The 20,973-nt window shown below is 34.9% G+C and carries 16 protein-coding genes; 15 read left to right on the top strand and 1 reads right to left on the bottom strand.

The annotated features are described in order from the left end of the window. Window positions 1–18: 18 nt before the first annotated feature. Entirely contained in the window at window positions 19–621 is a 603-nt protein-coding gene (locus tag H599_RS0102975; RefSeq protein ID WP_026712757.1) for an RNA polymerase sigma factor, read from the bottom strand. Window positions 622–965: 344 nt separating this feature from the next. Here H599_RS0102975 and H599_RS0102970 point away from each other — a divergent pair, with 344 nt between their 5' ends. The 15 genes from H599_RS0102970 to H599_RS0102900 all read left to right on the top strand — a co-directional run bounded on the left by H599_RS0102970 (window position 966) and on the right by H599_RS0102900 (window position 20,965). Beyond that, window positions 966–1,385, top strand: a complete 420-nt coding sequence (locus tag H599_RS0102970; protein WP_026712756.1) for an IS1/IS1595 family N-terminal zinc-binding domain-containing protein — start codon at window positions 966–968, stop codon at window positions 1,383–1,385. A gap of 136 nt (window positions 1,386–1,521) precedes the next feature. Next, window positions 1,522–2,082: an acetate uptake transporter gene (locus tag H599_RS0102965; RefSeq protein WP_026712755.1), complete on the top strand. Its 561-nt coding sequence runs from the start codon at window positions 1,522–1,524 to the stop codon at window positions 2,080–2,082. 330 nt (window positions 2,083–2,412) lie between these two features. Continuing rightward, the gene (locus tag H599_RS0102960) at window positions 2,413–5,115 is read left to right on the top strand and encodes a sensor histidine kinase (RefSeq protein ID WP_026712754.1); all 2,703 of its coding nucleotides are present in this window, start codon (window positions 2,413–2,415) and stop codon (window positions 5,113–5,115) included. Then, window positions 5,112–5,474: a response regulator transcription factor gene (locus tag H599_RS0102955; RefSeq protein ID WP_026712753.1), complete on the top strand. Its 363-nt coding sequence runs from the start codon at window positions 5,112–5,114 to the stop codon at window positions 5,472–5,474. Before H599_RS0102960 ends, H599_RS0102955 begins: the two co-directional genes overlap by 4 nt. Window positions 5,475–5,498: 24 nt before the next feature. Then, window positions 5,499–7,406, top strand: coding sequence for an acetate--CoA ligase (acs, locus tag H599_RS0102950; RefSeq protein ID WP_026712752.1), 1,908 nt, complete (start codon window positions 5,499–5,501; stop codon window positions 7,404–7,406). A gap of 157 nt (window positions 7,407–7,563) precedes the next feature. Further along, window positions 7,564–9,369: a glycoside hydrolase family 13 protein gene (locus tag H599_RS0102945; protein WP_035141074.1), complete on the top strand. Its 1,806-nt coding sequence runs from the start codon at window positions 7,564–7,566 to the stop codon at window positions 9,367–9,369. A gap of 43 nt (window positions 9,370–9,412) precedes the next feature. Then, a complete protein-coding gene (locus tag H599_RS0102940; RefSeq protein ID WP_026712750.1) occupies window positions 9,413–10,093 on the top strand; it encodes a glycerophosphodiester phosphodiesterase in 681 nt (226 codons plus the stop codon). 42 nt (window positions 10,094–10,135) lie between these two features. Continuing rightward, on the top strand, window positions 10,136–10,543 hold the full coding sequence (locus tag H599_RS0102935; RefSeq protein ID WP_026712749.1) for a GxxExxY protein: 408 nt from the start codon (window positions 10,136–10,138) through the stop codon (window positions 10,541–10,543). A gap of 80 nt (window positions 10,544–10,623) precedes the next feature. After that, the gene (locus H599_RS0102930; protein ID WP_026712748.1) at window positions 10,624–11,832 is read left to right on the top strand and encodes a BaiN/RdsA family NAD(P)/FAD-dependent oxidoreductase; all 1,209 of its coding nucleotides are present in this window, start codon (window positions 10,624–10,626) and stop codon (window positions 11,830–11,832) included. An 85-nt stretch (window positions 11,833–11,917) separates the two neighbouring features. Further along, a complete protein-coding gene (locus H599_RS0102925) occupies window positions 11,918–13,171 on the top strand; it encodes a hypothetical protein (protein ID WP_026712747.1) in 1,254 nt (417 codons plus the stop codon). A gap of 130 nt (window positions 13,172–13,301) precedes the next feature. Beyond that, a complete protein-coding gene (locus H599_RS0102920) occupies window positions 13,302–14,726 on the top strand; it encodes a rhamnogalacturonan acetylesterase (RefSeq protein ID WP_081810494.1) in 1,425 nt (474 codons plus the stop codon). 128 nt (window positions 14,727–14,854) lie between these two features. After that, window positions 14,855–15,619 (top strand): sialate O-acetylesterase, encoded by a 765-nt coding sequence (locus H599_RS0102915; protein WP_211253735.1) that lies wholly within the window; start codon window positions 14,855–14,857, stop codon window positions 15,617–15,619. A 137-nt stretch (window positions 15,620–15,756) separates the two neighbouring features. After that, window positions 15,757–17,190 carry a glycoside hydrolase family 28 protein gene (locus H599_RS0102910; protein WP_245600478.1) on the top strand — a complete coding sequence of 478 codons (1,434 nt, stop codon included), beginning with the start codon at window positions 15,757–15,759 and terminating at the stop codon, window positions 17,188–17,190. Between the two features lie 7 nt (window positions 17,191–17,197). Then, window positions 17,198–20,047 carry a glycoside hydrolase family 2 protein gene (locus tag H599_RS0102905; RefSeq protein ID WP_211253734.1) on the top strand — a complete coding sequence of 950 codons (2,850 nt, stop codon included), beginning with the start codon at window positions 17,198–17,200 and terminating at the stop codon, window positions 20,045–20,047. A 174-nt stretch (window positions 20,048–20,221) separates the two neighbouring features. Further along, entirely contained in the window at window positions 20,222–20,965 is a 744-nt protein-coding gene (locus H599_RS0102900; protein WP_026712742.1) for a hypothetical protein, read from the top strand. Window positions 20,966–20,973: the final 8 nt, after the last annotated feature.

The raw sequence follows: 20,973 nt of genomic DNA, 5'->3' as shown, positions 1-20,973 counted from the left end.
CCCTAATTATTCCCACAATTATTTTAACAACAACATTGTCAATAATAGCAATGCTCCATTCCATCCTTTACGAATATAAACCAAGGCACGATGCAATAAATTACTCGCCGATTGATAATTCACATTTAAAATCACAGCTATTTCATCTATATTCAAACTATTATGATATCTTAAATACAGTGCTTCTTTTTGTCTGGCAGGCAACTTATTCAGCACCTTATTAAGTTTCATAGCTCTGTTAGCGGTCAACTCATCAGAAATCAACTGTTGTTCAACGGAGAAATCCAACAAAAACACAGAATCATCGACCGATTTCGATCTATTAAAAACTTTATCACGTTGTTGCAAACGTACAATACGTTTTCTTACACTGGAAAGCAAATAAGCTTTAACAACAACTGTTTCACTCAAACTGTTGCGATAAATCCATACATCCGTAAAAACATCCTGAACACAATCCTGATTTTTTTCTGAAAACGGAGATAATGTATTTGCATATTGAACCAAACAATTGTAATATTTTTTAAAGAGAATTGAAAAAGCCTTTTCATTCCCAGCCTTTAGCTCAACCCACAATTCATCATCATTCAGAATATTCTTTTGGGAAACTTGATTTTTCAAATTCAAAACATTTTAAATTCAGTAATTCACTTTCTCTCTTTTCTTTTCTCCTAAATTTAGAAAAAGAAGAGTTGTCATCAAAAACAACAACTCTTTCACCTTAATAACATGACTAACCAAATCACATAACAGAAAAGCTCTTTTACACATAAAGGACAACTTTTTTATTATATACTCATTAAATTATAATTTTTTTTCATAAAATTAAAAAATACCAAATATCAATTTCGTAACACATAAAAAAACAGAGGTTTTTCAAAAATAAATTCAGAAAAAAGTATAAAAAAACAAATCTCAAAAAAACTTATTTGCTAAATTAGTATATTTATGCAAAAATTATATACATGGAACCCATCAGCTGTCCCAAATGTCAGAACAATAAAATTGTAAAAAGTGGCATTATCAACGAAAAACAAAGGTATTTATGCAAAAACTGCAACTACTTTTTTACCGTAGCTAAAATTGGAAAAAAAATAGACGACTACTATGTTACCAAAGCTTTACAGCTATACCTTGAAGGATTGAGCTATCGGGAAATCGAACGTATTATTGGCGTTTCACATGTCAGCATCAGCAATTGGATTAAATCTTTTAATATTAAAAAACCAGTTAACACCAATTACCACCCAACCTACAAAATACTAAATCACTTAGAACTAATAGAATACATCCGGGTTAAAGACACACTTTCGGGAGCCGGAATGATTATAACCGAATTAGGCGACAAATTCATGGTCATTAAATGGGAACGCTTTAAAAAATAACTATAGTATTAACACATATATATGTCCTATTTTTTTTTATTGGCAAAAAAGCTGAATTTGCTAATCTATTTAAACCAACCCATTATTTGAATATTAATTTTTAAAACCAAAATCAACCTTAACATTTTAACCCCTTATGGAACAAATTTTTAAAGACACGACAGCTAATCCGGCTCCGCTGGGCCTTTTTGGATTCGGAATGACTACTATGTTATTAAACATTCACAATGCCGGATTCTTCGAGCTCAATTCGATGATTATGGGAATGGGAATCTTTTTTGGAGGAACTCAACAAGTAATTGCCGGAATCATGGAGTGGAAAAAAGGTAATGGTTTTGCCATGGCTGCTTTTACCTCTTATGGCTTTTTCTGGATTTCACTCGTAACACTATGGCTGCTTCCTTTAATTGGAGTAACTAAACCGGACGGCCCTTCAATGGGATGCTATTTAGGAATTTGGGGGTTATTCACTCTGGCTTTTTTCATTGGCACACTGAACGGAAATACCATTGGAAAATTGATATTTGGTTCATTAGTGATTCTTTTTGGATTACTATCGGCAGCCAGTTTTACAGGAAGCGAAAGTATTCATACTTTGGCAGGTTACGAAGGAATTTTGTGCGGTTTTTTTGCCTTTTATGAAGCAGCAGCAATTGTTATCAATGAAAAATTAGGCAAACAAGTTTTACCTTTATAAAACACCCCGGTCTTCGACCACCCCTCTAAAAGAGGGGAATAACGCTCGGAATCCCCCTCCTTTGGAGGGGTGCCCAACGGGCGGGGTGGTTATAATAACATTCATATAATGCACTAAAAGTGTATTGTATTTTTATTATTTAAATGAAAAAGAGACACGAACAGAAACTAATTATTCTGTCAATGCTGATGATTTTAGCATTGAACATCCCTCTTATTCTCTTATTTGACAGTTCCAAACCATTATTTGGCTTCCCGATTATCTACATCTATTTTTTTTCAGTCTGGCTATTTTCAATTGGCATAACCTACTTAATTATCAAAAAATATTATGAGTAGCTTAGGACTGTTATTAATTTTAGTCGTCTATGTGGTCATTTTATTTTACATTGCCCACTGGTCAGAAAAAAGAAGCCATTCTAAATGGACGAACAATCCCTATATCTACTCTTTTTCTTTAGCCGTTTATTGTACTGCCTGGACGTATTACGGAAGTATCGGAATGGCAGCTAAATCCGGATTAGATTATTTACCTATTTACTTAGGACCAATAATCATCATCCCGACCTGGATTATTATTCTTAAAAGAATTATTCGAATAACCCGGATTAACAAAATAACCAGCATTGCTGATTTTATTTCGCTTCGCTATGGCAACAGCCGCTCACTGGGAGCACTGGTAACATTAATCTCAATTTTCGGGATTGTACCTTATATTGCTTTGCAGTTAAAAGCCATTTCTGACACTTACCATATTGTCACTAAAACCCAACCGCATTCTAATATTTTTACGGACAACACCACTTATATTTGTATTGCTCTGGCTTTATTTGCTTCTTATTACGGCAATAAATATGTAGATGCTTCTGAAAAAAGGCGCGGAATTGTAACTGCAATTGCTATAGAATCAATTTTAAAACTCGTTTTCTTTTCTATCATCGGAATTTATGTTACCTATTTTGTTTTTGACGGTTTTGATGATATTTATACCAAAGCTTCAGTCTTGGAAGACTTTAATAAAAAAAACACCATTGGTTCTTTAAGCAACGGAATCAACTGGTTCTTTTTGTGCCTTATTTCCATGTTTGCCATTTTTATTTTACCAAGACAATTTCACACTGCAATTGTAGAAAACAATCAGGAAAAACACATCCGAACGGCCATTTGGCTCTTTCCGCTTTATTTATTACTGTTTAATGTTTTTGTTTTCCCAATAGCCTGGGGAGGCAACATTCTTTTTGGGTCGCAAGGCCTGAATTCGGACACTTATTCCCTATTAATTCCACAGCATTTCAATAATAATTTCCTGACCGTTATTGTATTTCTGGGGGGATTTTCGGCAGCGATTTCTATGATTATCGTTTCATCAATCGCACTGGCAACAATGTTAAGTAACAACCTTTTAATTCCGTATGGTTTTATTGGTTCTCTAAAAAATATTTCTCCTGAAAAAAATACTAAAAGAATTGTTCTCAGCAGAAAAATTGGAATCTTTTCGCTCATTATTTTAGCTTACATTATTTATCGCGTTTTTATCTTAGATTACACTTTGGTCTCCATCGGATTGCTTTCGTTTGTTATCATCGCCCAATTAGCACCGTCATTTTTTGGTGCTTTATTTTGGAAACGCGGTTCTAAAAAAGGCGCTGTGACCGGAATTATTCTCGGCTTTTCAGTTTGCTTCTACACATTATTAGTTCCCTATGCTATTGGCACCACAAAATCGTCCAGTACTTTTGTGCAGGAAGGTGCCTGGGGAATCGAATTATTAAAACCTTTTCAGCTTTTTGGACTGGATTATTTGGATCCAATTCCACAAGCGGTTTTTTGGAGTTTATTAGTCAATATCTTAAGCTATTTAGCCATTTCTGTTAGTTTCAGCGGTAATTACAGAGAACGAAATTATGCCGAAATGTTTGTTGACATAGACAAATACATCAACAATCACGAAAATGCTTATGTATGGAAAGGAACCGCTAACATCTCGGATATTACAAAAATTCTGGAACGCTTTTTAGGAACCGAAAGAACCCAACGCGCCCTTACTATTTTTAATCTTAAATACAATATTGACAAAAACAACAATATTGCTGATGCCCGTTTTATCAAATTTGCCGAAAATTTACTCACAGGACATATCGGAACGGCTTCCGCCAAAATTGTAATTTCCAGTGTAGCCAAAGAAGACAAAATCAGTTTGCCGGAAGTACTGCGAATTTTGGAAGAATCCAAAGAAAATATTATCATCAATAAAATGCTGGTTGAAAATTCGAACGAATTAAAAACCTTATCCGAAAAACTACAAAGAGCCAATCAGGAACTCATTAACAAAGACATTCAAAAAGACGAATTTCTGGATACTGTAACCCATGAATTACGAACTCCGATTACAGCCATTAGAGCCGCAACCGAAATTTTGCACGATGATGAAAATATACCAACAGAAGTTCGTCAAAAATTCCTCCAAAACATCATTACCGAATCAGACCGACTGAATCGTTTGATTGACAAAATATTAGATTTAGAAAAATTTGAAACCGGAAAGCAAAAAATTTACCTGTCTAAAAATAACATTTGTCAAACGATTAACAACACTTTAGAATCTTTACAACAATTAATCGTTAACAAAAAAATTAAGGTAGATTTTGAGACAAAAACCTTTGAAATAAAAGCCATTTATGATGAAGAACGCATTATTCAGGTGTTAAATAATTTATTTTCAAATGCTATTAAATTTAGTTCTGAAACTGAAGGAAAAATAAAAATTACCATTACAGAAAACAATGATTTTACGGCGGTGAGCATTCATAACAACGGTAAAGCAATCAATCCGGAAGACTTGGAAGCTATTTTTGATAAATTTTATCAGGCCAGAAATCAGAATATCAAAAAACCAATTGGAAGCGGCTTAGGATTAGCCATTTGCAAAAAAATAATAGAACATCATAAAGGAAAAATTTGGGCCGAAAGCAGCGAAAGTGGCGGAACAACCATTACCTTTACATTACCCAATTACAATACTAGTGAAACATGAAAAAAATACTAATTGTAGATGACGAACCTAACATTGTCATGTCGCTGGAATACACCTTCAAAAAAAATAATTTTGAAGTCTTTATTGCCCGTGATGGACAGGAAGCGCTGGATACTTTAAAACATCAGCATCCTGATCTCATCATTCTTGATGTGATGATGCCAATGGTTGACGGTTACAGCACTTTGGAACAAATTAAACAAAACCCGGAACTGGAAAACTGCAAAGTCATTTTCCTTTCGGCAAAAAACAAAGAACAGGATATTGAAAAAGGGCTTTCGCTTGGTGCAAACCTATATATTACCAAACCCTTTTCTATAAAAAAACTGGTTGAACAAGTACAGAATTTATTAAACTAACAAAAACTATATAAACACAAAATCATGAGTCGTTACAAAATAAGCAATTTTGAAGAGTACTTTAAAGAATACAAAAAATCAATAAAAGACCCGAAAAAATTCTGGGATAAGATTGCATCCGAAAACTTTACCTGGTACCAGGAATGGGACAAAGTAGTTGATTTTAATATGGCCGACGCCCAAATTAAATGGTTTACAGATGCCAAGGTAAACATCACTAAAAACTGTATTGATCGTCATTTGGCTAAAAAAGGAGATAAAACAGCCATCATTTTCGAACCTAACAATCCGGACGAAGCAACACAATCCTTTACTTACAACGAATTGCACCAACAAGTGAGCAAAATGGCGAATGTACTGTTAAGCCAGGGCATTCAAAAAGGGGACCGCGTATGTATTTACCTGCCTATGATTCCTGAACTGGCGATTACTACTTTAGCCTGCGCCCGCATTGGAGCGATTCACTCGGTTGTTTTTGCCGGTTTTTCTGCCTCAGCACTTGCTGCCCGAATTAACGACAGCGAATGTAAAATGGTAGTTACTTCTGACGGAGCTTACCGCGGTAATAAAACTATCGACTTAAAAGGCATTGTGGATGAAGCATTAACCAACTGTCCTTCGGTAGCAACAACATTAGTAGTAAAAAGAACCAATGCTGACATCCAAATGAAAGAAGGTCGTGACCAATGGTTAGCCCCTCTTTTTGATCAGGCTTCAGATAACAATACTGCCGAAATTATGGATGCCGAAGATCCATTGTTTATTTTGTATACTTCCGGTTCAACGGGAAAACCAAAAGGAATGGTACACACCACTGCAGGTTACATGGTTTACACCGCTTATACTTTCCAAAATGTATTTAATTACGAAGAAAATGACATCTTTTGGTGTACAGCCGATATTGGCTGGATTACCGGACACTCCTACATTCTATACGGACCTCTGTTAAACGGAGCAACTACTGTGATTTTCGAAGGTGTTCCTTCTTATCCGGATTTCAGTCGTTTTTGGCAAATTATCGAAAAACACAAAGTAAACCAATTCTATACAGCACCAACAGCCATTAGAGCTTTGGCTAAAGAAAGTTTAGATTATGTTCAAAAATACCCGCTAAGTTCTTTAAAAGTTATCGGATCGGTAGGAGAACCAATCAACGAGGAAGCCTGGCACTGGTACAACGACCACGTAGGCGGCAAACGTTGTCCGGTTGTGGATACCTGGTGGCAAACAGAAACCGGAGGAATTATGATTTCGCCATTGGCGTTTATCACACCAACGAAACCAACTTATGCCACACTTCCATTACCGGGAATTCAGGCAGTTTTAATGGATGAAAAACGCAACGAAATCGAAGACAATCAGGTTGTAGGAAGCTTGTGTATCAAATATCCCTGGCCTGGAATTGCCAGAACGATCTGGGGAGACCACCAACGTTATAAAGACACTTACTTCTCTACTTTCCCCGGAAAATATTTCAGTGGTGACGGCGCTTTACGTGACGAAGTAGGTTATTACCGTATTACCGGACGTGTAGATGATGTCATTATTGTATCCGGACATAACTTAGGAACGGCACCTATTGAAGATGCCATCAACGAGCATCCGGCGGTTGCCGAAAGTGCCATTGTAGGTTTCCCTCATGACATCAAAGGAAATGCTTTGTATGGTTTTGTGATTCTAAAAGAAACAGGAGAGAAACGAGACAAAACAAACCTTGCAAAAGAAATCAATCAACACATTTCGGAACACATTGGACCTATTGCCAAATTAGACAAAATTCAGTTTGTTACCGGTTTACCAAAAACCCGTTCCGGAAAGATTATGAGACGTATTCTTCGTAAAATTGCCGAAGGAGATTTTTCTAATTTCGGAGACACTACCACCCTTTTAAATCCGGAAATTGTTGAAGAAATTAAAGAGAGACGTCTTTAAAAATCAATAACTAAAACCTAAAGCTGCTCGACATTGGGCAGCTTTTTTCGTTTTAAAAAAGCTTCTCCAAATAATAACACCGTAAAAAAATTATTTTTAGTAAATTCGTTTACAACAATGCCATCATTTGGGAAACAACCAAGAATCAGGTCGGATTATGAAAACAGCCTCCAAAAATCTTATCCAGAGAATCGAACCTCCTTTTTGGTTTTCTGACATGCACAATCCGGAACTTCAAATTCTTTTTTATGGACAAAATATCGCGCAATTCCAAATAACGATTGAAAACAGCTCCGCTATAACCAACGTAAAACGAACTGACAACCCCAATTTTATTTTTGTAACAATTGACACCAGAGCAATACAAAACAAGATATTTGAATTTATTTTTAAGCTCAAAAACAGAATTGTATTCATTCAAAAATATGAATTAAAAAAACGAAGGCACAACTCGGCTCTGCGCCAAAGCTTTGATGCTTCAGATGTAATTTACCTCCTTATGCCGGATCGGTTTGCCAACGGAAACGACAACAACCAAAACGATGGTCATTTAAACGAAAAATACAATCGGGAACTCTCCGGAGGACGACATGGCGGAGATATCGAAGGAATCATTCAACATTTAAACTACATTCAATCCCTTGGAGCAACGGCTATTTGGTGTACACCACTTTGCGAAGACAACGAAAAAGAATTCTCCTATCACGGTTATGCCCAATCGGATGTTTATAAAATCGACCCCCGATTTGGAACTAATGAAGATTATCTTCGCCTATCCGAAGAAGCGCATCGTCGGGGTTTAAAATTAATCATGGATTATGTTACCAATCACTGGGGACTGGAACACTGGATGGTTAAAGATTCTCCCTCTCCGGACTGGATTCACCGCTTTGAAAATTACACCCAAACCAACCATAAACGCAGCACTATCAGCGACATCAATGCCGCTGAAATTGACCGTTTTATTTGCCTCAACGGCTGGTTTGTTCCCTCCATGCCCGACCTCAACATTAGCAATCCGTTAGTCTTTACTTACCTTTGTCAAAATGCCATCTGGTGGATTGAATATGCGAATCTGGACGGTTTCAGAGTGGACACTTACAATTATTCCGAACCTGAATGTATTGCCCAATGGACCAAAGCGATTACCGATGAATACCCTAATTTCAATCTGGTTGGCGAAATTACCATGCGTAATCAGGGACTGCTTTCTTATTGGCAAAAAGACAGTCCCATTGGAAAAATCCAAAATTACAATTCTAATTTACCTTCGGTCATGGATTTTGCGCTTTCAGATGCCTTGCAAATTGTTTTTAACGAAGATGATGATAGCTGGGATCAGGGAATTACCCAAATTTATGATTTGTTATCTAAAGATTTTTTGTTCCCAAACATCAATAACTTACTAATTTTTGGAGAAAACCACGATAGCAAACGCCTGAATCAGATTTACAATAACGATATTCGAAAATACAAATTAGCCATGACCATGCTGGCTACTTTACGCGGCATTCCACAACTCTATTACGGCACCGAAATTGGTATGGCAGGTGACCAGAACTTAGGCGATGCCGATATTCGCAGGGATTTTCCCGGAGGATGGAAAGAAGACGAAAACAATGCTTTTAATCCGGAAACACGAACCGAATGTCAAAATGCATATTTTAATTTTACTTCCAAATTATTCCACTGGCGTAAAACAAATCAAGCAGTTCATTTTGGAAAAACAACGCATTACATTCCGGAGAATAATATTTATGTTTACTTTAGGCACAACAGCAACCAAACCGTCATGGTTATCATTAATAATCATCCTGAAAACCAAGAACTCAACACCAGCAGATTCAAAGAAAATATCAAAAATCACAAAACCGGAAAAGACGTTTTATCCAAAAAACAATTCAAATTACCTGAAAACATCCACCTCGAAGGGAAGTCAGCCTTAATTTTAGAATTAGAATAAACCTTAATTCCCCTATTTATTATCTTTGCAAAAAACACAATTTATGTTCAAAATTGGTCATCGTGGGGCTAAAGGTTACGAACCCGAAAACACCTTGAGAAGTTTTCAAAAAGCTATTGATTTACATGTTGACCGAATCGAACTTGATGTTCATCTAAGTTCCGACAAAGAAATCATCGTCATTCACGATGAGACAGTTGACAGAGTTACAAACAAAACAGGATTGATAAAAGAATTAACTCTCCCTCAAATAAAACGATTACGAATTGAAAAAAAATATCAAATTCCAACTTTGACTCAGGTCTTAAACCTTATCAATCAAAGATGTGAAGTTAATATTGAAATAAAATCTTTTGAAGCCACTAAAAAAGTTGTGGCACTGATTGAAAAATATATTGAAGAAAAAAAATGGAATTACAGTCAATTTATCATTTCCAGTTTTGATTGGAATGCTTTACGAGAAGTCCATTTTTTGAATCAGAATATCCGTATTGGGGTATTAACAGAAAGCGATTTAGATTTGGCTTTTTCTTTTGCTCAAAGCATTCATGCCAAATCCATTCATCCTTATTTTCACTTACTGACTGCCGAAACTACACAAAAAATGCAGCAGGCCGGTTTTGAAGTCTATCCCTGGACGGTAAATGAGCCGGAAGATATACAACAAATGAAATCCTTTAACGTAAACGGAATTATCTCTGATTTTCCAGACAGAGTTTTCTAAACCATGAAGAAAATTAAGTTAATTTATTAAAATAACAGACCGATGACTAAAAAAGAAATAACTCAACTTTCTTATGAAATAATTGGATATGCGATAAAAGTTCACAAAAAACTAGGACCGGGTTTATTAGAAAAAATATATGAAGAATGTTTAAAATATGAACTCGAAAAAAACGAACACAAAGTCAAGCAACAAATTAATGTACCAATCGATTATTATAATTTAGAACTATCAAATCCGCTTCGATTAGATTTACTTATCAATGATTGCATCATAGTTGAATTAAAAACAGTAGATAAATTCCATCCCATAGACGAAGCTAAACTATTAACTTACATGAAACTATTAAGTATTCCACAAGGTTTACTCATTAACTTTAACACCACCAATATTACAAAATCATATAAACCATTAATAAATGAATATTTTTCAAAACTCGCAGATGGATAGACAACTTAAAAACAATCACAAATATTCATATTAAGAGACAAATAAATCTTAACTTTCTTAACTCCCTTAATGGTTTTTAAATGAATCAAAACTTTGATATAATTATTGTAGGCGGCGGTGCAGCAGGATTTTTCACAGCCATCAATATTGCCGAAAAAAATCCGAAATTAAAAATAGCGATTTTGGAACGCGCTGCCGATGTTTTGCAAAAAGTGCGTATTTCGGGCGGTGGTCGTTGCAATGTAACTCATGCCTGTTTTGAACCGAATGAATTAGTCAAATTTTACCCTCGGGGCGAAAAAGAATTACGAGGTCCTTTTCATCAGTTTTGTTCCGGAGATACGATTGAATGGTTTGAAAAACATGGGGTTGAACTCAAAATTGAAGAAGACGGCAGGATGTTTCCGGTTTCCAATTCATCCCAAACCATCATTGATTGTTTCCTCAAAGCGACTCAAAAACTGGGCGTTCAGGTACTTACCGGACAAAGCGTTCAATCTATTTTTAAAAAAGATTCTATTTGGAAAATTGATACCCGAAACCACCAATTCATTTGCGAAAAATTGGTTTTGGCCACAGGCAGTAACCCAAAAATTTGGGACATGTTACAACAACAAGGCCATGCAATTATAGCTCCGGTTCCTTCACTATTTACTTTTAACATTAAAGATAGCCGCATCAAGGAATTACCGGGAGTTTCGGCACAGGTTTCGGTAAAAGTAAAAGATAGCAAATTAGCATCAACCGGACCTTTATTAATCACGCATTGGGGTATGAGCGGCCCGGCTATTTTAAAACTTTCGGCTTGGGGAGCACGCATTTTACACGACAAAAATTACCAATTCAGCATTTTTGTCAATTGGTTAAACGATATCGATTTGGAAGAAGCCGAACAACTTTTGAAAGAAATCAAACAGGAACAACCCAAAAAAACCGTTGCTAAAAAATCCCCATTTGAAATCACAAACCGACTATGGGAAAGTCTGGTGCTGGCTTCGGGAATTTCATCAGAAACCAAATGGGCTGATTTGTCCAAAATCCAAATTCAAAATTTAGCCCGGCAATTAACTAATGCTACTTTTCAGGTTAATGGAAAAAGCACTTTCAAAGAAGAATTTGTTACCGCCGGCGGAATCAATTTGAAAGAAATCAACTTTAAAACCATGGAAAGTAAATTACACAAAAACCTCTATTTTGCAGGAGAAATTATGAATATCGACGCTATAACCGGAGGCTTCAATTTCCAGAATGCCTGGACCAGTGGTTTTATAGTGGCGAATGCTATTTGAGTTTTTCTTTCAAAAACTTGGTAGAAACTTATTCGATAAGTAAATTTGATTTTTACCTTAATTTTTAAAAAATCCACACATAAAAATGGATAAACGACTACAACTTAAAGTAATTATTAAAAAATGTGAGCAAAAATTTGGTCGCGGAGATGCTGAAAATTGGAAACATAATGATTTCAATGATTTTAGTGCGGTCATTTTAGAGGAAACAAAAATTAACATAAGCCCAAACACTTTAAAACGTATTTTCGGAAAAATCCCAACAGATAAATATTACCTGCCACAACAAGCTACTTTTGATGCTTTGATAAGTTATTCAGAAATAGATGAAAATGAATTAGCTGATGAAACTAGTAATGCTGCAACAATTCCAGTTACTAATAAAACGAAAATAAAACCTAAGAATTCAAAAATTAAACTTGGAATATTTGCTTTATTATTGATTGCATTATTTGCTTTTGCTTACATTTATTTTGACAAATCTGGCATCGACACAAATGAAATTCAATTAAAACTTTCCTCATCTGAAGGACTATTACCCAAAACTTGTTATTTTGATATCAAACTACCAAACACAAATGAGAATTTATACATCGATTTTGGAGATCGTTCGCCTTTAATCAATTTGCAACCTAAGCAAAAAATAATTTCGCATACTTATTACATACCAGGCGTATTTGATGTGAGCATCACCAATAAAGTAAAAAAACTTAGTAAATCTAAAGTATTTGTATCTACAGACAACGAGTGGTATATGTTGGGATTTCAAAGACAGCGTATCATACCTGATAATTATTATGCGGTCCAGGTGCAAAAAAACCAGGATAGTTTATTTTATATTTCAAATAATCAGTTGCTCAAACAAGGCATAGATACCATTCAGCCCTTTTTTATCAGAGTTTGTAATTATGCACCTATAAAACAAAATGCAGATAATTTTATTTTTGAAGCTACATTTAAAAAAGGAGTACAGTATAATGCAATTTCATGCAATGGATTAGTCTTTAAAATTTCCGGAAGCCAAAATTATATTCGCTTCAATTTTGTTAATCCTGGTTGCAGTTCCAGAATAACAAACATCATTAGTGAAAAAACAATCAAAGGAACCAATCATAATTTATCTCCTTTTGTTGTTGATTTTCAAAAATGGAACACCATAAAACTAATCAACAAAGACAAAAAGCTACGCCTTTTTGTAAATGATTCTCCCATTTATGAAACTGTTTACAATAATTCATTGGGAGACCTAAGAGGTTTATTTGTGGAGTTTGAACGGAACGGTTTATTCAAAAATTGCCATTTAAGCTCTTTGAATGGCGAAATACTATATCAATTCTAAAAGACCATAAACCACTGACAACAAGCCTTTACAGCACATCCAAAATTATGGATAAGCTTTGATCAATACCTTTTAGCGCAAAATAGTTAGATATTTTTATTTTTGATATTCGATCATAAAATTTTGTGCTATGAATAGTAACCTGTCAACCTACTTATTTAAAAATTTCATTTTTAAAATTATTCCAAATTTAAAATTGGCGCTCCTATTAATATTCGTTTTTTGTTTTAGCCAAACTTGGTCAAAACCAAAAACTACCAATCCAAAGAAAATCAAAGAAATCCCAATCAGCTTTAAATTTGATTTTGGAAAAGGGAAAGCAGAAGCGGGATACTTAAAAGTATTACCGGAAACAATATATTCAGCTGAAAAAGGTTACGGGATCGATTTTGGAACATCGACAACAGCAAATACAAAAACAGGAAAGCAGGCATTGACCGATGGATTTCTGACTTCTGATAAACCTTTTTATTTCTCAGTAAAATTACCGGAAGGGAACTATCATATTAAAGTAACATTAGGAGATGACTCAGCTATTTCAGAAACAGTAATTAGAGCTGAAAACCGACGAATGATGGTTTACAGATTGCAAACAGAAAGCGGAAAACACAAGGTTGTTGAGTTTACACTTCACATTCGCGACAGCCTTATTCGTGGAGGTAAATATAAAAAGGTAAGTCTTAAACCAAGAGAAAAAGATAATTATCAATGGGATGATAAGCTAACTCTTGAATTTAATGGATTAAGTCCAAAGGTGAATGCTATTGAAATATATCCTGAGAATACTAATGTTACTACGCTTTTTCTAACCGGAGATTCTACAGTAGTAGATCAATCTAATGAGCCATGGGCTTCCTGGGGACAAATGATTCCGGCTTTTTTCAAAGCTGGCGAAGTAGCCGTAGCTAATTATGCCGAATCAGGAGAAACTTTGAGTAGTTCGATTGCTCAACATCGATTTGATAAAGTATATAGTTTGTTGAAACCCGGTGATTATGTTTTTATAGAATTCGGGCATAACGATCAAAAACAAAAAGGAGAAAACTACGGTGCTTTTAAAAATTACAAGACAAATTTAGAAAAAGTAATTGCCGAAATAAAGAAAAAGGGGGGGATTCCTGTTTTGGTAACTTCTGTTCAAAGAAGAAGATTTGATAAAACCGGAAAAATTTTGGAAACTCTGGGCGATTATCCTGAAGCGGTAAGAGTAACTGCCAAAGAACAAAATGTAGCATTAATTGACTTAAATACCATGTCAAAAATAATGTACGAAGCTTTAGGAGAAAAGGAATCGATTAAAGCATTTGTTCATTATCCGGCAAATATGTTCCCGGGAAAAGACAAGCCATTAGCCGATAACACGCACTTTAGGCCTTATGGAGCTTATGAAATAGCAAAGTTAGTTGTTAAAGGAATTAGAGATAATCATATGAAATTAGCTAATTCAATTTTAGCTGTTGTACCCGCAATAGATCCTGCAAAACCGGGAACTTTTGAAGATTTTTACTGGCCTTTAAGTCCGCTTAAAGAAGTTGTAAAACCAGATGGTAACTAAAGATTTTAAAAATTTAAATTAATTGAGTTGACCAATAAATTTATTTGCAGCAAATGAAAGTATATAATAAAAAATATGTCTTAATCTCGATCTTATTGTTTCAGTGCTTTTGTACCATGGCACAAAAAATGGATGAAGAAAGGACTAGAAACTTTCCACATAAGGAGGAAAAAGTAGTTACAATTCCCAATAAATCGAAAGTTTGGGTTTTTATAATGGCAGGTCAGTCTAATATGGAGGGACGCGGTTTAGTAGAACCCCAAGATACTATTGCCAATAACAGAATTTTAACCATAAATAGTAAAAACGAACTTATTGTTGCAAAAGAACCGATTCATTTTAGTACTCCGGCCTATAGAGGTTTGGATTGTGGAATGTCTTTTGCAAATGAGTTGTTAAAAAGTATTCCCAAAGACATAGTTATACTATTGCTTCCAACAGCTGTTGGCGGAAGTCCGATTGAAAAATGGATACAAGATTTACCACACCGTAAAATAAATCTGTATTCAAACTTTAAAGAGAAGCTTGCATTAGGAAAACAATATGGGAATATAAAAGGCATATTATGGCATCAGGGAGAATCGGATGCTAATAAAGAAGGGATTTCAAATCGCAATCAAAATCTAAAAACTCTTTTTGGCTCTTTTAGAAAAGACGTTGGAAATGAAAAATTACCAATATTAATCGGTGAAATAGGCTCTTTTTCAAAAGAACCGCAATTATGGGCAGAGATAAATAACGAAAGCCACAAATATATTCAGGAAGATAAATATGCAGATATAGTTGAAACTGCCGATTTAAAAGACAAGGGTGATAAAGTTCATTTTGATGGCGAAAGTCAAAGAGAAATGGGAAAAAGATTTGCAAAAAAGTACATTAAACGTTTTCTATGAAAAACATTCTAATACTGTTAGTAATTAATAGACCATACAAAACAACGATATAGAGATTTCTAAAACAAAACTTCTCTTTGAAATCAAATTGACAAAACCATATAGAGATAATTCCTACAAAAATAACTTAAAAAAAGATGAATATAAAAAAACTATTCACCATAGAAATTCCTTTGCTTATTCTATCCATTTTGCTTTTAGCATTAACAGCAAAGGAAGAACCTAAAAGATGGACTTCATCAGGACAGGCATTAAAAGAAATTGCCGCAATAAAAAAACAAATCAAAGCTCCCAAATTCAAGAATAGAGAATATCTCGTTACTAATTTTGGTGCTAAAGGAGACGGAGTGACTAAGAATACCGCTGCTTTTAAAAAAGCAATTGAAGCCTGCAATAAAGCTGGCGGAGGTAAAGTAGTAGTCCCTGCCGGAAACTTTCTCACAGGACCAATTTATCTAAAAAGCAATGTCAATTTGCATTTAAGCGAAGGAGCAACCATCATATTCTCTCAGGATACTAAAGATTATCCTTTGGTATTGACACGTTGGGAAGGTATGGATTGCATGAATTATTCTCCGCAAATTTATGCCTATAACGAGCAAAATATTGCCATAACCGGAAAAGGAACACTAAATGGGAATGCAGACAAAACCCACTGGTGGCCGTGGAAAGGAAGAGCACAATACGGTTGGAAAAAAGACGCACCAAATCAGTTTAAAGCCAGAGAAAGTCTGCATGTGATGATGCGCGAAAAAGTAGATCCACGAAAAAGAATCTTTGGGGACGGTCATTATCTAAGACCATATATGATTCAGCCTTATAACTGCAAAAACTTATTGATTTCAGGAGTTACATTAATCGATTCGCCTATGTGGTTTGTAAGTCCTGTAATGTGTGAAAATGTAACTATCGAAAAGATTAAAATTGATTCTGAAGGCCCCAATACAGATGGTATTGATCCTGATGCCTGTAAAAATGTACTCATCAAAGATTGTTATTTAAACACAGGAGATGATTGTATTGCTATAAAATCAGGCCGGGATGAAGACGGCAGAGACAATAAAAAACCTGCCGAGAATCATATTATTGAAGGTTGTGAGATGAAAAACGGGCATGGCGGTATCGTCATTGGTAGTGAAATTGCAGGAGGAGCTAAAAATATTTATGCGGTTAATTGCAAAATGGACAGCAAAAATCTGGACAGAGTATTACGGGTTAAAACATCATCATCCAGAGGAGGAACTATCGAGAATATTTTCCTGAAAGACATTACAGTGGGGAGTTATGGCGAATCGGCCATTCATTTCAATATGTTTTACGAAGATCCCGGGAAATTCATGCCTGTCATTCGTAATATTTGGGTAGAAAACTTAAATGTGGAAAAAGGCGGTGAATATGCGATATGGGTTAATGCCTATAAAGAATCCCCGATAGAAAATCTTAAAGTAATTAATTGCAAGTTTAATGGTATTAAAACCCCGTTGAAAATCGACAATGTAAAAAACATGCAATTAGAAAATGTAATCGTAAACGGAGAAATTTTTAAATACAATGCTAATCAAAAGAAATAAAATACTAATGAAATATTCTTTAAAAACTAATTCTCTGGCTCTTGTCTTATTTCTTTTGAGTATCCTGAATTCATTTGGTCAATCCGGCATTCAAAAAGAAATCCAATATCTTTCCGGCACCGATGTTACACATTCCAAAACCTGGAACTTTTGGGTAACAGCTGGATGTAACAGCGGAAAATGGACTACTATTCAGGTTCCCGGGCATTGGGAACAACAAGGTTTTGGTGGCTACAATTACGGAAGAGACAATGTTACCAATGGGAAAAATTTCCATTACAATGATGAAAAAGGGTTTTATAAATATGAATTTGAGGTACCTGATTCATGGGACAATAAGGAAGTAAATATTGTTTTTGAAGGGTCTATGACGGATACCGAAGTGAAAATTAATGGAAAGTTAGTTGGGCCAGTACATCAGGGAGCTTTTTATCGATTTAAATACAATATTGGTAATCAATTAAAATTTGGTCAAAAGAATTTATTGGAGGTATTAGTAAGCAAAATGTCAGCTGATAAATCAGTGAATGGAGCGGAACGTTTGGCTGATTATTGGATTTTTGGCGGCATTTTTAGGCCTGTATATTTAGAGGCTTTACCTAAAGCGAATATTGCCTGGACTTCTATAGATGCAAAGGCAACAGGTGCTTTTAGTATGAATGTTCATTTAAATAACAAATTAGATGGATATGATATTTTTGCTGAAATTATAGATGCTAAAGGTTTGGTAGTAGGAACAACAACCGCTAGAACAGTCGCTGCCGATTCTGTAATAAATCTTAAAACAACCGTTAAAAAACCAAAACTCTGGTCTGCTGAAAGTCCTAATTTGTATAGCGTAAAAGTTTCCCTTAAAAAAGGAGCTGATAAAGTTTATGAAACCTCAGATAAATTTGGTTTCAGAACTATTGAAGTTCGAAAAGGAGACGGAATTTATCTGAATGGAACCAAAATTAAAATCAAAGGGGTAAACCGTCATGTTTTTTGGCCTGAATACGGTCGTGCTACTTATCCTGAAGCCGATTTGATGGATGTAAAACTCATCAAAGAAATGAACATGAATGCCGTGCGTTGTTCTCATTATCCTCCGGATAAAAATTTCCTTCGTGTGTGCGACTCTTTAGGACTTTATGTAATTGACGAATTAGCAGGCTGGCAAAAAGCATATACAACTAAAGCCGGTGAGCCGTTAGTGAAAGAAATGGTGATCAGGGATGCTAATCATCCTTCAATAATTTTCTGGAGTAATGGTAACGAAGGCGGCCATAACTTTGATTTTGATGATGATTTTGGAAAGTACGATTTGTCCAATCGTACGGTAATCCATGCACATCATAAACCGGGAAATGCTATTAATGGTATCGATTGTAACCATTATGAAGATTACTATAGTACTAAAAAGCTTGTTACAGACGCTAATATTTATATGCCTACGGAGTTTTTACATGCTATGCAGGACGGAGGTGCCGGAGCAGCTTTAGCCGATATGTGGGAATTGCACTGGAATTCTGTTAAAGGTGCCGGTGGATTTATTTGGGATTTTGCTGATGAGGGCGTTGTACGTACGGATTTAAATAATATGATTGATGTAAACGGTAACAATGCAGCTGATGGAATTCTAGGGCCACATCGTGAGAAAGAAGGTAGTTTTAGTGCAATTAAAGAGATCTATTCGCCGGTACACATAACACTTAAGGAATTGCCTGAAGACTTTAAAGGAGAAATTCCAGTTGAAAATCGTTATCATTTTACCAATTTAAACCAATGTAATTTCAAATGGGAATTGATACGTTTTAATGAAAAACAGGATGAAACTATCGGACATATCGTACTAAATTCTGGCAGTGCCAAAGAATCGAATATCACTCCTATGGGCAAAGGAAAATTAAAAATAAACCTTCCAGCTGATTGGAAAAACGCCGATGCTTTGACTTTGACTGCTTATGGAACAGATGCTAATGAAATTTATAAATGGGTTTGGAAAATAAAATCCAATACAGATTTATTGAAAACTATTTTGACTGCAGAAACACCAAAAACAGTAGCAGTAAAAGAAGAAGAAAATATTTTAACCATTACAGCTAATGCCATTACAGTAACTTTTGATAAAAAAACAGGAGAAATTACAAAAGTAAAAAATGAAAATGGTGCTGCTTTGTCTTTCAACAAAGGACCGGTTTTAGTCAGTGGCACTACTAACTTTACCTCTTTAAAACATTATAAAGAAGGAGATACTTATGTAGTAGAAGCTAGTTATTCCGGCAACTTGAATTATGTCCGTTGGAAAATGCAACCTACCGGATGGTTAGAAATGAGTTATCAATATACTCTTGACGGTGGTTATCCTTTTGCGGGAATTAGTTTTAGTTATCCGGAAGGATTGGTTATGGGGGCTAAATGGTTAGGTAAAGGTCCAGGTCGTGTATGGAAAAATCGTTTACAGGGAGTTACTTTAGATGTTTATCAAAATCGATATAATACTACACAAACAGGGAATTTTCCTTGGATTTATCCGGAATTTAAAGGTTATTTTTCCGATATCGTGTGGATGGAGTTGAGTACATTGGAAGGTAAGTTTACCATTGCTTCTCCTGATAAAGATCTTTTTGTACGATTGTTTGATTTTTATGCTATTAATGCTAATAAGCCTCATCCTAAATTGCCAATAGGCAATATTTCTTTTCTTGATGGAATTCCTCCGGTAGGATCAAAAATGGGAGTTAATGATTCAAACGTCAGAGGATTTGGTCCCAATAGTGAATTGAACGCAATTCATAAATCGATTAAACGTAGTCTTTATTTTTATTTTGGCAGTCCAAAATTGAAAATTCAAAAAGAAGAAAAATTGCCTCAATAAAGTTTTTATATCTGTCCGCCCGCAAATTAGATAAACGTTATACGCTGGATATGAAAAAATGGCAAAAGGATAAACAGGAATAACGTTTTGTTTGTAAAAGGGTTTGATTATGTTTCTTAGTTTTGGATTAAAAATAATTGTATTTTTATAAAATATCTAGTTCAATTCAATCCCATGAAAACAAAATTGTTCTTACTTCTATTTACCTGTTTCTGTCAGTTTGTACTTGCTCAAAACCATAAATTACTTCGGGGGAAAGTCATGTCTGATCATTTTGTATTAGAAAATGTAGATGTGATTAATAAAAACACTGAAATGGTTACCAAAACCAATGAAAAGGGAGAATTCATTCTGGCTGCAAGTGTAAATGACAGTATTTTATTTTACGATAAGGATTACCATTTGAAAGGTATCAAATTGAGTTTGGAAGATTTAGAAGCTAACAATATGGTTGTTACTATTGACCAAAAACCGGAAGAATTAAAAGAAATTGTGATTCGGAAAGTAAGCGTTGATTGGGAATTTGACAAAAAGTGGGAACAACTCAAAAGAGATGAAGTAGCCGTTTACAGACAGTCCAATCAATTAAAAAATCCCGGTGTAAATGACGGAACTATTACTAATGGAATGGATTTTGTAAAAATTGGAAAATTACTTTTTGGCGACAAACTGAAACGAAAAAAGAATGCGGTTGCCAATGTTGAATTTAAAGATGTCGCTACCAATAATTTCGACGAAAAATTCTTTACCGAAACCCTGCAACTCAAAAAAGAAGAAATCGAGGCTTTCTTAACATTTTGCAATTTTGATCCCGAATCAAAAAAAATACTCGCAGATAAAAATTCCAATTCTCTTGTTTTAATGGATTATTTGTACCAAAAAAGTTTCGAATTTAAAAAAGTAAATGCTCCTGAATAAATTAAAAC

The organism is Flavobacterium daejeonense DSM 17708, from assembly GCF_000425425.1.
Taxonomy (GTDB): domain Bacteria; phylum Bacteroidota; class Bacteroidia; order Flavobacteriales; family Flavobacteriaceae; genus Flavobacterium; species Flavobacterium daejeonense.
Note: the sequence above shows the minus strand (reverse complement) of the source record. Positions and strands in the feature narration are given on the sequence as shown.